Below are 14457 nucleotides of genomic sequence, written 5' to 3'. Positions count from 1 at the left end.
GCATCACGATGATTCGCAAGCTGTATCGCTGCACGTCGGGAGGGGCGGAGTGCTGACGGAACGGCATCTGGAAATCTTTATCGCGCTGGCGGAGGAGGAACACTTCGGTACCGCCGCACAGCGGGTGGGCATCACCCAGCCGCCTCTGTCGCAGGGCCTGCGCCGGCTCGAAACACTGCTCGGCGTGCGCCTGTTCGACCGCGAGAGAGGGGTGTCCCTCACCGAGGAGGGGACCCTGCTGCTTCCGCACGCCCGCAGAGCGCTGGCCGCCCTCGCGGAACTCCGTGAGACCGGTGCCCGCGAGCACGCCGACGGCCGTCGCCTGCGGCTCGGCCTGGCCCCCGAAGTGCCGACGACCCTCGCGGCCGACGTGGCGGCCGCGCCGGTCCGGGCCGGCGAACGGACTCGGATCGGCATGGTGACGGCACCCACCGCCGCGCTGCTCAGCGACGTTGCGGCCGGACGGCTCGACATCGCCGTGATCCGCCACCCCTCCGTGCTGCACGGTCTCGACGCCGGCCGGGTGATCCTGCTGCCGACCTGGATCCTCGCCCCCGCCGGTCGCGGGGACGCCGGTGACAGGTTGCCGTCGCGCCTGCCCGTAGCCGTACGTCCGCGTGCCGAGGCACCCGCCGCCCACGATCTGTTCATCGACACCCTGGCCAGCCGCGGCCGCCGGGTGGAAACCGTGGTGGTCTCCGATGAACGCGCCGGTCTTGCCCTGGTCGCGGCAGGTCAGGCGGTCCTGGTCACGGCGGACGACGCGCTGACGGCGTCCGGAGTCGAGCGGCGCACGGCGACGGACCCGCCGCTTCCCCTGCGACTGCGGGTGGCCTGGGACCCGCGGCGTCCGGGCGCGAAGGAGACCGCCGAGACGGCGCGGCTGCTCGAGGACGCCCTGGCCCGGAAGGTGGCACCGTGAGCGGCACGCGGCGCGGCAGCGGCGTGGAGCGGGCCATTCGCAGCATGTTCGACGACGCCGGAGTCCGCGGCTGGCTGCACGTGGCGGATCTGCATCGCCCGTCTGCCCAGGTGACCATCGACCCCGACGAACAGGTGCCCATGAGCTCGGTCTACAAGGTGCCTCTGATGGTGGCGTTCTGCCGGCTCGCGGACGCGGGGCTGATCGATCCGTCTCACCGGCTGACGCTGGAGCCCGACGAGCGCGTTCCCGGCCCGACCGGCATCTCCATCCTGCACGACCCCGTCACCCTGTCGCTGCGCGACATGGTGGTGCTGATGATGAGCATCTCCGACAACACCGCGGCCGATGCCGTCCTTCGAGCGGTCGGTCCGGACGTGGTCGACGCCATGTGCCGCGACCTGGGCATGCCCGACACACATGTCCACGGGGGCGTCGTCAACACGTTCAGCCGACTGCTCGCCGAGACGGGTGCCCACTCGCTGGACGCGGCTCTGGCACACGTGGCGGACAACGACATCATCGTGCCCCCGGGCGTCTACGACCCGGCGTCCAAGGCGTCCACCACACCCGCGGACATGGCGCGGCTCCTGCGAGCGATCTGGACCGGAGAGGCCGCCTCCGACGACCGCTGCGCCTTCATGCGCCAGGTCATGCGCAGACAGCCCTGGACGCACCGGCTCGGCTCCGGATTCCCCTACGACGACGTCACGGTCTACGGCAAGACCGGTACCTTCGGTTCACTGCGCCACGAAGCGGGCGTCGTCGAACTCGCGGACGGCAGCACCTACACCGCCGTGGTCTTCACCCAGGCTGCTCGGTCCGACAACAAGCTGCCGCGCGCCGACGCCGTGATCGGCGCCGCGGCACGGGCCGCCGTGGAGGAGCTGCGCGGCAGCCAGGGCACCTGAGGGAGCCGAGCGCCATCCACACGCAGCAGTAGGCAGCCCGCACCGGCAGGCAGAGCCCAGGCGGCCGGAACGACTGCCACGGCAGGCCGTACACCGGTACGGGGGCGGGTCACCCCCGCTCCGTACCGGTGGCGGCGCCGCCTGCTGGGGCGCGTACGCCCTGCTTCCCACCACCCGCCCGGTGCCGGCGGGGGAGTGGTGGCGGACCGTCATCGCCGCCACCTGTCCCGAGGACACCGGCCTGGTCCGGGGACTCGGGCGCGGCGTCGCCGCTCACACCGACGACCCCGGCCACGGGACCGTCATGATCGGCCGGATAACCCCCTAAGCCTCCTCCCTTGCCGGAGCGGGCGCTGCCAGGTCCCAGGCCGCCACCGTGTACGCCGCGGAGGGGACTCCCGAAGCACCGGCCTGCAGACGCCAGGGGCCCTCGCCGAGCGGGTAGAAGCGCAGCGTGAGGCTGCGGCCCGAGGCGGTGAAGACCTCAGCGACGGAGTGGTCGAACACGATCCGCAGCGTGGCGTGCCGGCCCTCCGCGGGCAGTCGCCGGGCGCCGCCCTTGGCGCGCGGGTCCGCGGAGGCGTGGGCGCGGTCGACGACCACCTCCCCGGTGGCCGCGTCATGCACGATGTCGAGATACTCGCCACCGTCGGGTGAGGTGAGCAGCCTCAGTCGCCCGCCCCGCTCCAGACTGACCGTCACATCACTGCAGCGTGAGATCTCGCCGAGGTCCGAGGGCCGGTCGGGATGCGCCGTGCCTGTGGCGGTGACGCGACGTCCGCCGCGCAGGGCGAGCAGTTCCCGGGCGAGCTGCTGCCGTACGGAGCCGTCCTCGCCGAGAGTCAACTCACGCGGCAGCGTGAGCATCCCGGCCCATCCCATCTCGTCCGTCCAGGTACTGGGGGCGCCGACGTACTCCTCGTCACGGGCCTCCCAGATCCACGCCCACAGCAGCCACCGTCCGTCGGGCGCCGGCAGGACGGCCGGAGCGTAGAAGTCAGGACCGTGGTCGAGGAGTTGAGGATCCTCCGCGACGAACTCCCCGTCCCGGTCCCGGCCCGGCCAGACGGCCGCGCACTGGGCGCCGTCCTTCGGATCCCAGGCGCTGACCAGCACCGCTCCCGCGCCCCCGGGGAACGACGCGTACTGCGCGCACTCCCAGCCCTCCTCGGTGGTGAGCCCGCCGGGCAGGGGGTGGGGCGGCCGGGCGAGGAAGACGCCGCGGTACTCCCACCGCTCCAGGTCGGCGGAGGCGTACTCCAGTGCCGCGCCCCGGCCGTCGGCGAGCGAGGCGCCGACGAGCATCCGCCAGCCGCTCGCCTCCCGCCACACGAAGGGATCGCGGAACATGGTGGTGCCCTCGGGCGGATCGGCGATCAGCAGTCGGCCGCGCTTGGTGAACGTCGTACCACCGTCGTACGAGACCGCGGACGTGACCGGCTGGTGCCGGCGGTCCGGGTGGCGGGCGGAGTAGAAGGCGACGAGCGAGCCGTCGTCGGCTTCCACGGCGTTGCCCGACCAGACGCCGCCCTCGTCGTCCCCTCCGGGCGTGGGGGCCAGAGCCACCGGCATCGGCTCCCAGTGGAGCAGGTCGGCGCTTCTGAAGTGCCCCCAGTGCATGTCCGCGTGGCGGGCGCTGTGCGGGTTGTACTGGAAGAAGACGTGGTAGTGGCCGTCGTGGAAGACCAGGCCGTTGGGGTCGTTGACCCAGTGCGCGGGGGGCCGCAGGTGGATGGCGGGGAAGTGCGGGTCGTCCATGGTGGCCCGCGCTCCCGTCAGAACCGGCCGCTCGGCGGCGGTCCGCGCTTCAGCCACAGCGGCAGCCTCGGCCACGCCAGCAGCCTCGGCTACGGGAGCAGGCCCAGCCTCGGCCACGCCAGCGGTCCCGACCACGGGAGCAGCCCCAGCCACGGGAGCCGCCCCAGCGATGCGAGTGGCCTCAGCCATGCGAGCGCTCGTCGTAGCGGCGGCGGACGGCGGCGGCCTGCTTGATGTTGGCCTTGGACTCCTGCAGGGAGCGCTCACCGCGCTGCCGGGTTCGCTCGGCCAGCCGGTCCGTGTGCCGCTGGAGGCGGGCCTCGTACCGCTCGCGCATCACCGCGATCTCCTCGGCGACCGCTCCGCGGCGCGGGGCGGGGGCAGGCATCGGCTGGGCGGCGGGCCGGACGGGGAGGCGCTCGGCGAGCGGAAGGATGGACGCCTTGGGGGAGGGCAGGATCTGGTACCAGTACGCGGTCGAGGCCCAGTCGTCGCTGAGATGGTTGCCGTGACCGTGCTCGACGGAGACCTTGATCCGTTCCTCGAAGCGGACCGGATCCGCCACGTGCAGACGGTAGTTGACCGAGTACCCGGGGACGTCGGCCTCGTGGACGATTGCCCCGTGGTAGAGGTAGGCGTTCTTCTGCATGCCCCACGCGTGGTTGAAGTAGTCCTCGGTGCCGGTGCCGTGCAGCGACGGCGGCCAGCTCGTGGAGCCGTCGGACCGGAAGTCGTCGTCGATCCAGATCATGTCGTTGCCCTCGCCCCACCAACTGCCCTGGCGGTGGTGGACGGAGAGATTGCAGCCGACGTAGTGGCCCTTGCCCTCGGTGTCGAGGATGACGTAGTTGTCCTCGCCGGTGACGTCGACGATGTTGACCTCGGGGCTGTTGGTCTGGATGTCGGGCGCCCAGCCGTTGCAGGGATTGCTGCGGTTCCAGCGGGCGTGGAAGTAGAGGGTGTCGGCGGGGAGCCGCTCGGGGAACAGCTCGTAGTCGATGTAGAAGTACTGCTGGATCGGCAGGTCGTTCTCGTTGACCAGCTCGATCCTGGCACGCTTGTCGAACGGCATCGGCGCCCAGCAGTTGAGGGCCGCGCTGCCACCGAAGATCAGCGACTCCTCCGGCTTGGCGGAGACGGTGAACAGGGCCGACTGGTAGCTGTTGGGCAGGCAGTGCCCGACGCCGAAGAAGTCGCCGAGCGGGACCAGGACCGCCGGCTCCTCCTCGTCGTCCCAGGTGATGCGGATCAGGACCTTGCGGTAGTAGTCCGGGTCGGGCTCCTCCCACGTGACCCCGAGGGCGTTGTGGATCTCCATCACGGGCGCGACGGTGTCCGCCTCCAGGGGGTCGATCAGACCCGGCCCGAGCGTCCGGCGGCAGAACTGGGTCATCCAGATGTGGGTGATCTGTCCCGGGCCCTCCAGATCGGCGAGGACCCGGGTGGAGTGTGCCGGGGTGGTCCAGTAGTCCTGGTTGCGTCCGCGCTGGTCCCAGCTGGAGACGCGGGCGGAGCGGGCCGCCGCGGGCCGGGTGAGGTGGTCGAGCGAAGAAGGCATGAGAAAGTGTTTCCTTCAGTGATATGGGTCGCTGAACTCCGGCGGCGAGGGATGGCAGTCCCTCGCCGCCGCTTTCTGTCTTCCTGCCGGGGGCGGGCGGTGGTGAGTGCCGGCTCAGGCCGGGCAGCCGCACGACTCCCGGTAGGTGATCTCGGGATCCAGCCGGACCGAGCGCCGGCGGGAGGTGAGGTTCCCCTCGATCCGGCTGAGCAGCAGCTGCATCGCGGTGCTGCCGATCTCTCGGGCGGGCTGGGTGACGGTGGTGATCCCCGGGCGGAACAGGTCCGCGTACGGGAAACCGTCGAAGGTGGCGAACGCGAAGTCCCCCGGCGTACGCATGCCCAGGTCACCGGCCGCCTGCAGCACGCCCACCGCGGTCTCGGTGCTCACCGCCACGACGGCGCTCGGCCGCTGGTGGAGCGGGCGGCTCAGGAGCCCGAGCACCTGCTCACGGGTCTGGTCGGCGAGGCCGCTGCCGGTGAGGATCAGCGAGGGGTCCGCCTCGATGTCCGCGTCGCCGAGCGCCTCCAGGTAGCCACGACGCCGTTCCGCGATGGTGAGGACCCTTTCGTCACCCCCGGCGAGCGCGATGCGCCGGTGGCCGTGCCCGACCAGATGCAGGACGAGATCCCTCATGGGCGCGGTGTTCTCGACGCCCACCTGGTCGGTCGGAACGGCGCCGAGGCGGTCCATCAGGACCACCGGGGTGCCGCGTTGCTGCACCGCGACCAGTTCCTCGTGCCGCGACCCGGCGACCGGTGCGACGACCACGCCGTCCACACGGCGTGCGGTGAGGGCCTCCAACGCGCGCAGTTCCAGGTCGGGATCCTCCCCGGAGTTCGCGAGCAGCAGGGTGAGCCCCGCCCGGGTCGCCTCGTGTTCGACGCCGCGGACCATCTCGGCGAAGGCCGGCTGGGCCACGTCCGAGACGATCAGGCCGATGGAGTCGGTGCGCGACCGTCGCAGCGCCCGGGCCAGGCTGTCCCTGCGGTAGCCCGTGGCCTTCACGGCCTGTTCGACCCGTGCCCGGGTGTCGTCCCGCACGGGCCGTGTCCCGTTGATGACATGCGACACGGTGGACGTGGACACGCCGGCCATCCGTGCGACATCGGAGATGGTCGCCACTGGTAGTTCGCCGCCTCCAAGGTTGTCGAATCGATTGCGCCGACCTTGACATGCTCCGACGCCTGTCGTCAACGGGCAGGAAACGAACGCTTCTACGGGTCGTGCCCGGCAGACCTTCTACCGGTCGTGCAAGGCAACCCACCTGCACCCCAGCGGTTTTGGACGCCCCCACCGCCTCTCTGGCGTACGGAGGTAGCTCATCCGTCCGGAAACAATCTCGACACCTGGGCTTGACAGCGCGGCGCGGCTGAGTACTTTTCATCGAAACGTTTGCGCGGCTTGGCGGAAGGGTCGACCCCACACCCTCGTACCCCGCCGCAGGGATCACCCCCGCCCGGACGGCGTCCGGCCGCCGCCCCGCAACCCCTCCCTCCCCTCCCCTCCCCTCCCCTTCGTCTCGTCAAGCTTCCTGGAAGGCAGCATCATGACGACGTCTTCTCACCCCGGAACCGCACCCCGGGGCATCCGCCGCAGAATCGCGCTCGGCGCCACGGCGGTCGTACTCCTCGTCTCGTCGACGACCGCCTGCGGCGCCGCCACCGGCGGGAGTCCGTCCTCGGGCGGCGTGATCACGCTGTCCATGCAGAACCCGGACGTCAAGGCACAGGACCCGGCGACCTACGACATGGTCCAGACGTTCAACCGCAAGCACCCCGACATGAAGATCAACCTCATCGGGCAGCCGGTCGAGCAGCACGAACAGCAGATGACCATCGCGGCGCAGAGCGACACCCTCCCCGAGATGTTCTGGGTGTACAACTCACTGGCCAAGACGATGGTCAAGGACGGCGATCTCCTCGACCTGACCCCGATCCTCGGCGAGACCGGCCTCCACCCGAAGTTCGCCCCGAGCATGCTCGCCGGCTTCTACCACGACGGCATCCAGTACGGAGTTCCGTACCAGGCCCTCGTCACCGGCTTCTACTACAACAAGGACATCCTGCGCGAGCACGGCATCCAAATACCCACCACCTCCCAAGAGTTCCTCGCGGCGATCAAGAAGCTGAAGGCCGCGGGCGTGGTGCCCATCGCCCAGGGCTCGAACAACTCCGCGTACAGCGTCTGGGCCTTCCTCACCATGCTCGACCGCTTCGGCTACGAGGAGAAGATCTCCGCGATCATCAACGGCAAAACGCGCTACGACAACGCCGACTTCCTGCGTCTGTACCGGTACGTGCGCGAACTCGCCGACGCCGGAGCCTTCCCCGCCAACATGGCCACGCAGACCTACCCGCAGGCGGTCGCCTCCTTCGGCAGCGGCAAGGCCGCGTTCCTCGACGCCGGCGTCTGGGAGGCGGCGAAGATCCAGAACAGCAAGGTCGGCGACAGCGTCGGGTTCTGGGCCGGGCCCACGTTCGCCGACGGTGTGGGTGAGCAGAAGCTGGCGATGAACGCGCCCTCGGCCCCCTTCGTGGTCAGCGCCGCGGTGAAGAAGGACGCGAAGAAGTACGCCGCGGTCAAGGCGTTCCTCGCGTTCTACTACAGCGACGAGGGCCAGCAGATCCTCGTCAAGAACGCGCAGCCACCTGTGACGACCTACCGGCCGAACGTCGACGCCGCGAAGAACGCCGTCTTCGCCGCCGTCCTCGCCGAAACCTCCAAGCCGGGCTGGAAGAGCCCCCAGGCCCAGCCCGACCTCGTCGTCGAGGCGGCCACCGCCAGCGCCATGTACGACAGCTTCTACGGCGTGATGGGCGGCAGCCTCACTCCGGAAGAGGCCGTCAAGCGGGTCCAGAAGACCTTCGAGTAGGCGCCGGCCCGCACGCCACCAGGCCCCGGCGGCACACCGGTCGGGCCCGAACCACAGGAATGGCATGAACTGGCTCACCACCCGCCGGCACTTCACCCTCATGGTCGCGCCGGCGTTCCTCCTCTACAGCCTGTACATGGTCTTCCCGATCCTGTACTCGCTCACCTACAGCTTCACCGACTTCGACGGCGTCTCGGCCTCCGGCTTCACCGGCCTCGACAACTACCTTCACATGGCGCAGGACGCGGCCTTCTGGACCTCTCTGCGCAACACCGCGATCATTCTGGGCGTCGCCGTGTTCCTGCTCGTCCCGCTGGGCTTCCTGCTCGCGGTCCTGCTCAGCGGAAACGTCCGGGGCAGCGGCGTCCTGCGCGCCCTGGTCTTCGCCCCCGCCATCGTCGCGCCGATCCTCGTCGGACTGATCTGGATCTTCATCCTGGATCCGGAGATCGGCCTGGTCAACGCGTTCCTGCTGTCCGTGGGCGTCCCCGCGCACCCTCAATGGATCGGCGGCGACACGCTCAGCCCGTACTCCATCGCCTTCGTCTACCTGTGGCAGCAGATCGGCTTCGCCGTCACCATCTTCTACGCCGGGATCCGGATGCTGCCCCGCGACGTCATGGAGGCCAGCAGCCTCGACGGCGCCACACGCCTCCAACAGCTGCGCCACATCCAGATCCCCATGCTCCAGGAGACGTTCGGCATCGTCACCGCCCTGGTCGTCACCGGCGTGTTCAAGGTCTTCGAGCTCGTGTACGCGCTCACCGGCGGCGGCCCCGTCCACCTGTCGGAGGTCATGGTCAGCTACATGTACCACATCACCTTCACCACCCAGCAGTACGGCTACGGCATGGCCCTGGCCGTGGTGGTCTTCGTCGTCGGCGCCGTGGCCTCGGGGGTCACGTTCCTCGGCAACCGCCGCAAGGAGGCGCAGGGATGAGCACGGACACCCGCCAGGACAGCACGGCGGCCCGCGGCCGGCGCGCGCCCCGGTCCGCCGGCCGGCACACCGACCGGTCCGCCGTCCGGTCCGCCGTCCGATCCGGCGGCCGACGCACCGACCGGTCCGCCGGCCGGTTCGCCGCCCGGCACGACGCCGCTCAGCGGCCCCGAAGGAAGGGCCGCTCCGGTCTCCTCGTCTCCGCGGTCGCCTACCTGATCACCTTCGTGATCCTCTTCCCGCTGCTGTGGATCGTGCTGCTGTCCTTCCAGAGCAACGAGAACATCCTGGAGAACCCCTTCACGCTCGCCGATCTCAGCCTCGCCAACTACCGACGGGCGACGGAGACGCTCAACCTGCTGGTGATGTACAAGAACACCCTGATCCTGGCCATCGTCTCGGTCACGCTGGGGCTCGTCGTCTCCTACCTGGCCGCGTTCGCGCTCACCCGGATGGTGTTCCGCAGGGGCGGCCGCCGGGCGCAGAACACACTCCGGTACTACTTCCTGGGCGGCCTCGCGGTACCGGTGTACATCCTGCTGTTCCCCGTGTACCGGATCGACATCGCCCTCGGGCTCTTCGGCACCCATCTCGCGCTGATCCTGCCCTACATCGCCGTCACGATCCCCTTCAACATCCTGCTCCTGACGGGGTTCCTCCGGGACTTCCCCGAGGAGATCGAACAGGCCGCCGTCATGGACGGGGTGGGCGTGTGGCGCATGGCGTGGCGCGTCGTCTTCCCGCTGATGCGCCCGGTCATCGCCACCCTGGCCATCCTCAACGTCATCTACGTGTGGAACGAGTTCCCCTTCGCGGTGACGCTCATCAACGACCCGACGCTGACCACCGCCTCCCTCGGGGTGTCGCAGTTCCAGGGCATCTACAGCGTCGACTACGGCGCGATGATGGCGTCCGCCACCCTCGTACTCCTGCCCCAACTGGCCATCTACGCCGTGTTCCAGAGGCAGGTCATCGCCGGCATGACAGCCGGCGCCGTCCGCTGAACCGAGCCCTCTCCCAGGAGCCCGCATGGACACCGACAAGCAACTCCCGCTGCCCCGGCGCACGGTGCTGCGGGCAACCGCACTCGCCGCGCTGACCGCGCTGACACCCGTGACCAGGGGGCAGGGGAACTCGGCGCACGCCGCCCCCGCGGCCCCTCCACGGATCGGTCCGGCGCCGCACCCGGCCTACGACACCATCGTGGGCCTGCTCTGATCCCGCTCCACCCCGCCCAGTTCCCGGCGTACCCCGTGTACGCCGCTTTCCCCGCGTAAGGAGTGCACATGGCCGACACCGTCTACGACGTCACCACCTGGCCCGGCGCCACCGTCTCCCCGTACACCGACATCGGCAGGGTGATCAACGAGATCATCGCGGACATCAAGAGCAGGCAGACCACCCAGAACACCCGGCCCGGCGCGGTCGTCTACATCCCTCCGGGCCACTACGACCTGCTCACCCGGGTCGTCGTCGACATCAGCTTCCTCCAGATCAAGGGCTCGGGGCACGGCTTCCTGTCCAACGCGATCCGGGACGAGTCCTCGACGGGCTCCTGGACCGAGGTCCAGCCCGGCGGCAGCCACATCCGGGTGCGGAACACCGACGGGAACAAGGAGGCGTTCCTGGTCCAGCGGGCGGGGGCGCCCACGACGGTCGGACGGCTGAACAGCATCGTCTTCCAGGACTTCTGCCTCGACGGAGTCTCCTCGTCGAAGCCGTACTCCCCGGGGAACTCCAAGATCGGGATCTCCGTACAGTCGGACAACGACGCCCTGCGTTTCGAGGGCATGGGCTTCGTCTACCTCGAACACGCCCTGATAGTGAAGGGAGCCGACGCCCCCACCTTCACCAACAACTTCATCGCCGAATGCGGCAGCTGCATCGAACTCACCGGCGCGTCGCAGGTCGCGAGAATCACCAACAACTTCCTCATCAGCGCCTGGGCCGGCTACTCGATCTACGCCGAGAACGCGGAGGGCCTGCACGTCTCGGGCAACAGCCTCCTGTGGGCCGCCAACATCACCCTGACCAACTGCCATCGGGCGTCCATCTCCGCGAACAAGCTGCTCAGCAACTTCCCCAGCATGATCGCGCTGCTCAACGGCAGCTCCGGCAGCCTCGTCTCCGGCAACCACTTCCGCCGCGTGTACGGCGACGGAACCAGCACCCGCTTCGACGACCACTTCGGTCTGGTCCACATCAACGGCAGCGACAACGCCGTGAGCTCCAACCAGTTCTCCTTCCAGGTACCCGCGGAGAACATCAGGCCCGCCGGAGCCAGCCCGACGATCGTTCTCGTCAAGGGCGGCGACAGCAACTACCTGGCCGTCAACAACATCGTCAGCAACGTGGGCGTGAAGGTCGTCCTCGACGCCGCCTCCACGGCGACGAAGATCCTCTACAGCGCCCGCAGTGCGCAGCTCGACGCGTACACCACCAACTACTCCTTGGTGGCCACGCCGTAACGGTCCGCGCGGCGGCTTCCGCGCGGCAGCGGCTCCGGCGGCTCCGGCGGCTCCGGTCGAGGTTCGACCGGAGCCGCCGGACCGGCGTTCGTGGCGGCAGCCGAGGCGGTCGCGCCTGCCCGACCCGCCGGTCGGCCCGACCCGTCAGTTGGTGGGGCACGCGGACCACAGGCCCGCGCCGGCCTGGCGGGCGGCGGCCTGGGCCGCGGTCATCGTCTTCCAGTGCTTGTCGTCGGGCGGGAACAGCGTGGCCTTGGCGTGACCACTGCGCACCAGGGACTCGTTGACGAAGACGCCGCTCTCGTTCCACACGTAGAGCAGGTAGCGGCCGTAGCGGTCCTTGAGCGTGACGTCGATCTCCGTCCGCAGCGTGCTGCCTCGAGGCAGCAGCTCGGATGTTCGGGCCGTGGCCTGACGGCTGTAGCAGGCGCCGCGCTCGGGTGTGTCGATCTCGAGCAGGCGTACGCGGGCGACGGTGCCGTCAGGGACGACCCTGCCGGTTCCTCGTACCTCGAGCGTGTCGCCGTCGATGACGCGGATCACGATCGGTCCGGGCGGGGCGGCCTGCGCCGGGGCGGCGGGTGCCAGTACGGCGAGGCCCATCAGTGCGGTGGCCGAGGCCAGGACGGTGGTCCGTCCGCGGGAGAAAGGCTGCACGTCGACCCCTCTCAGCGAGGTTTCTGTCTTTCAGTACAGCACCGCGGCGGTGGTCAGGCGACCGCGCTGAGGGTGTCCGCGAGGCGATGGCGGGTGGCGCGGGCGGCGGGGAGGACGGCGAGGGCGACCGCGCCCGCGACGGCTGCCGCGGTGAGGGCCACGAGGTGGGCGAAGGACGGGGCGTGGGCGATGCCCGCGCCGATACCGGTGGCCTGGGCCTCGTGGTCGATCAGCCAGTGCGCGAAAGGGACGCCGAGGGCCGTGCCGGCGACAGCGGCGGTCAGGGCGGTGCAGCCGACGGCGGTGACGGTGACCATGGTGATCTGGCGCGGTGACAGGCCGATGGCCTTCAGCGCGAGCAGGTCGCGTTCGCCGTCCCGGACGCTGCCGCCGATCGCGGTGGAGAGTTCCGTGAGGCCGATCAGGGCCAGGACGGCGATCAGTCCGGCGACGACGCCGCGCAGTGCGGAGAGGTGGTCGGCGGGGCTGGTGACCTCGTGGATGTCCAGCCGTCCTCGGGAGGCGTCGGCGAGGTGGTCGCGGACCGTGCGCGGCTCGGCGCCCGGTCGCAGCTGGAGCTGGTAGTGCGTGGGGCGCAGGGAGGGGTCGTTCTCGCGCAGGGTGTCCAGCGAGGTCGAGATCACCCGGCCGCCGTTCTCTGGCTCGATGCTGCGGCCGACGATGTGCAGGACCTGCGGGTGGCCGCCGACGGTCAGCCGTACCCAGTCGCCGACGCGGGCGCCGAGCAGGTCGAGCAGGCCCTGGCCGGCGACGGCCTCGTCGGGGCCGCGGGCGGGGCGGCCCTCGGCGAGGGAGTACGGGTACGGCTGCGCACGGGTGCCGAGACCGCGCAACGCGATGGTGCCGGTCTGGCCGGGGACCAGGGCGGCGACCTCCAGGCCCGGGTGGGCGGTGACGACGTCGGGGTCGCCCTCAAGGAGGGCGGTCGCCTCGCGGTCGGTCACCGTCTCGTCGGGGCGGGCGGTGAGCGCGGCGGCCAGCCCGAGCTGCTCGGGCCGGCTGTCGAACCGCTCGATGGTCGTCCACGCGCCCAGGGCCACGGTGATCAGCAGCAGCGGCAGGGCGAGGCGCACGATGGCGGCGGGGGCGCGGCGCCCGCGGCCGAAGGCCCGGTGCCAGCCGAGGACCAGGGCCGGCGGGACGCGCAGTTCGAGCGCCTTCCTGGCCGCCCGGGACAGCCCTCCCACGGACGCCGTCCGGGGGGAGCCCCAGCCCGGGGCGGCGGCGGACGGCAGCACCGGCACGGGCGGGACGTGGCCGGCCCGCCAGGCGGCCAGACAGGTGGCCACGCCGATGAACAGCACCGCCCCGACGGGGACGAGCAGCAGAGCCGGGAGATGGCCCGGCAGTCCCTGCCAGACCTGGACCGCGTCGCCGAGCCGCCCGGGCAGGCGGCTGCCCGAGGTCCGGACGAGCAGCACCGCGAGCGCGGCGCCGAGGACGGCGAACGCCAGATGCTGGACGAGGAAGATCCGCACCACCTGGCCGGGCGTGAAACCGACGGCCTTGAGGACGGAGATGTCCCGGAGGTGGCCGCGTACCCGCGTGCTGATGGCGCCGAACACCGCCAGCGCGGCGGCGATGAGCGCGCCAAGCCCGAAGAGCCCGAGGACCTGCCCGAGCAGTCGCGTGTCGCCCTGCGCCTCGGCGCGCGCCTGCTGCCAGGTGGAGACGTCGGTGACCGCGCCCGCGCCGAGCGTGGTGACGACGCGCTGGACCGTGTAGTCGGTCTCCCCGGGATCGTCGAGCCGGAGCCCGACGACCTGGCCGCCGGTACGGTCCTCCGGCACCGCGCGGGGCAGGGCCCATACCGTGCCCGGACGCTCTCCGGGCCGGTAGCGGCGCTCGGCGGTGTCGGCGACGCCGAGGACGGTCACCGTGCGCCCGGCGAGGGAGAGGCGGTCGCCGGGCGCGGCCCACAGGGCGCGGGCGAGGCCGGCTTCGAGGACGACACCGTCCGGCACGGCGGGGTCGAGCCAGCGGCCGGACGCCACCAGGGGACGGCCGGCCGGGGGAAGGTCGGTGTCCACTGCCCGCAGCTCGGCGCCCGCGCGGGCACCGCGAGAGGCGACGGTCGTGGTGGCGGTGCGGTACGGGCCGGAGACGTCGGCGACACCGTCGAGGGTGGCGAGCCGTCCCGTGTCGGCGGCGGGCCCGGTGTGGATCCACACGTGCGCGCCCCGGGACTGGGTGAAGACCCGCTGCCACGGGTTGGTGGCGTACCCGAACAGGGCGGTCGCGAGCAGCAGCGAGGCGACGATGCCGGCGGTGGCGGCGACGATGAACAGCGCCTCGCCCCGGTGCGTGCGCAGATCGGCGTGCGCCCAGCGCAGCATGGCCCGCACGG

13 protein-coding genes are annotated in these 14457 nt (G+C 70.9%); 8 read left to right on the top strand and 5 right to left on the bottom strand.

Annotation, left to right across the window (positions count from 1 at the left end; genetic code table 11):
- Positions 1-49: 49 nt before the first annotated feature.
- From J7E93_RS28460 to J7E93_RS28450, 3 genes are all read left to right on the top strand, one after another.
- Entirely contained in the window at positions 50-922 is an 873-nt protein-coding gene (locus J7E93_RS28460) for a LysR family transcriptional regulator (protein ID WP_215072860.1), read from the top strand.
- On the top strand, positions 919-1833 hold the full coding sequence (locus J7E93_RS28455; protein WP_215072859.1) for a serine hydrolase: 915 nt from the start codon (positions 919-921) through the stop codon (positions 1831-1833). The genes J7E93_RS28460 and J7E93_RS28455 overlap by 4 nt, the downstream gene beginning before the upstream one ends.
- Before the next feature lie 181 nt (positions 1834-2014).
- Positions 2015-2161, top strand: a complete 147-nt coding sequence (locus tag J7E93_RS28450) for a hypothetical protein (RefSeq protein ID WP_215072858.1) — start codon at positions 2015-2017, stop codon at positions 2159-2161.
- Here J7E93_RS28450 and J7E93_RS28445 read toward each other — a convergent pair.
- The 3 genes from J7E93_RS28445 to J7E93_RS28435 all read right to left on the bottom strand — a co-directional run bounded on the left by J7E93_RS28445 (position 2158) and on the right by J7E93_RS28435 (position 6274).
- Positions 2158-3648 carry a glycoside hydrolase family 32 protein gene (locus tag J7E93_RS28445; RefSeq protein WP_308368817.1) on the bottom strand — a complete coding sequence of 497 codons (1491 nt, stop codon included), beginning with the start codon at positions 3646-3648 and terminating at the stop codon, positions 2158-2160. The genes J7E93_RS28450 and J7E93_RS28445 overlap by 4 nt on opposite strands.
- Before the next feature lie 124 nt (positions 3649-3772).
- Positions 3773-5149 (bottom strand): glycoside hydrolase family 172 protein, encoded by a 1377-nt coding sequence (locus J7E93_RS28440; RefSeq protein WP_215072857.1) that lies wholly within the window; start codon positions 5147-5149, stop codon positions 3773-3775.
- 114 nt (positions 5150-5263) lie between these two features.
- Positions 5264-6274, bottom strand: coding sequence for a LacI family DNA-binding transcriptional regulator (locus J7E93_RS28435; protein WP_215072856.1), 1011 nt, complete (start codon positions 6272-6274; stop codon positions 5264-5266).
- Positions 6275-6698: 424 nt separating this feature from the next.
- Here J7E93_RS28435 and J7E93_RS28430 point away from each other — a divergent pair, with 424 nt between their 5' ends.
- From J7E93_RS28430 to J7E93_RS28410, 5 genes are all read left to right on the top strand, one after another.
- Complete coding sequence (locus J7E93_RS28430; protein WP_215072855.1) at positions 6699-8024, top strand: ABC transporter substrate-binding protein; 1326 nt, start codon at positions 6699-6701, stop codon at positions 8022-8024.
- A gap of 64 nt (positions 8025-8088) precedes the next feature.
- Positions 8089-8964 carry a carbohydrate ABC transporter permease gene (locus tag J7E93_RS28425; protein ID WP_215072853.1) on the top strand — a complete coding sequence of 292 codons (876 nt, stop codon included), beginning with the start codon at positions 8089-8091 and terminating at the stop codon, positions 8962-8964.
- The gene (locus J7E93_RS28420) at positions 8961-9968 is read left to right on the top strand and encodes a carbohydrate ABC transporter permease (RefSeq protein ID WP_215072852.1); all 1008 of its coding nucleotides are present in this window, start codon (positions 8961-8963) and stop codon (positions 9966-9968) included. Before J7E93_RS28425 ends, J7E93_RS28420 begins: the two co-directional genes overlap by 4 nt.
- Before the next feature lie 25 nt (positions 9969-9993).
- Positions 9994-10182: a hypothetical protein gene (locus J7E93_RS28415; RefSeq protein WP_215072850.1), complete on the top strand. Its 189-nt coding sequence runs from the start codon at positions 9994-9996 to the stop codon at positions 10180-10182.
- 68 nt (positions 10183-10250) lie between these two features.
- Positions 10251-11432, top strand: coding sequence for a NosD domain-containing protein (locus tag J7E93_RS28410; protein ID WP_215072849.1), 1182 nt, complete (start codon positions 10251-10253; stop codon positions 11430-11432).
- A gap of 144 nt (positions 11433-11576) precedes the next feature.
- Here the strand turns inward: J7E93_RS28410 and J7E93_RS28405 are convergent, their stop codons facing one another.
- Together J7E93_RS28405 and J7E93_RS28400 are read right to left on the bottom strand one after the other, a co-directional pair.
- Positions 11577-12089: a thermonuclease family protein gene (locus J7E93_RS28405; protein WP_308368816.1), complete on the bottom strand. Its 513-nt coding sequence runs from the start codon at positions 12087-12089 to the stop codon at positions 11577-11579.
- Positions 12090-12142: 53 nt separating this feature from the next.
- Complete coding sequence (locus J7E93_RS28400; RefSeq protein WP_215072848.1) at positions 12143-14455, bottom strand: FtsX-like permease family protein; 2313 nt, start codon at positions 14453-14455, stop codon at positions 12143-12145.
- Between the last annotated feature and the right edge of the window lie 2 nt (positions 14456-14457).

The sequence above is a fragment of the Streptomyces sp. ISL-36 genome (assembly GCF_018614205.1).
In the GTDB taxonomy this organism is placed as follows: Bacteria; Actinomycetota; Actinomycetes; order Streptomycetales; family Streptomycetaceae; genus Streptomyces.
The sequence above is the reverse complement of the archived record's forward strand: the minus strand, read 5'-3'. Positions and strand labels throughout refer to the sequence as shown.

What these genes read in the sequence shown, in the direction of transcription:
- J7E93_RS28440 (WP_215072857.1), bottom strand. Translation starts at nt 5,149, where the DNA reads ATGCCTTCTTCGCTCGACCACCTCACCCGGCCCGCGGCGGCCCGCTCC.
- J7E93_RS28430 (WP_215072855.1), top strand. Translation starts at nt 6,699, where the DNA reads ATGACGACGTCTTCTCACCCCGGAACCGCACCCCGGGGCATCCGCCGC.
- J7E93_RS28425 (WP_215072853.1), top strand. Translation starts at nt 8,089, where the DNA reads ATGAACTGGCTCACCACCCGCCGGCACTTCACCCTCATGGTCGCGCCG.
- J7E93_RS28420 (WP_215072852.1), top strand. Translation starts at nt 8,961, where the DNA reads ATGAGCACGGACACCCGCCAGGACAGCACGGCGGCCCGCGGCCGGCGC.
- J7E93_RS28415 (WP_215072850.1), top strand. Translation starts at nt 9,994, where the DNA reads ATGGACACCGACAAGCAACTCCCGCTGCCCCGGCGCACGGTGCTGCGG.
- J7E93_RS28410 (WP_215072849.1), top strand. Translation starts at nt 10,251, where the DNA reads ATGGCCGACACCGTCTACGACGTCACCACCTGGCCCGGCGCCACCGTC.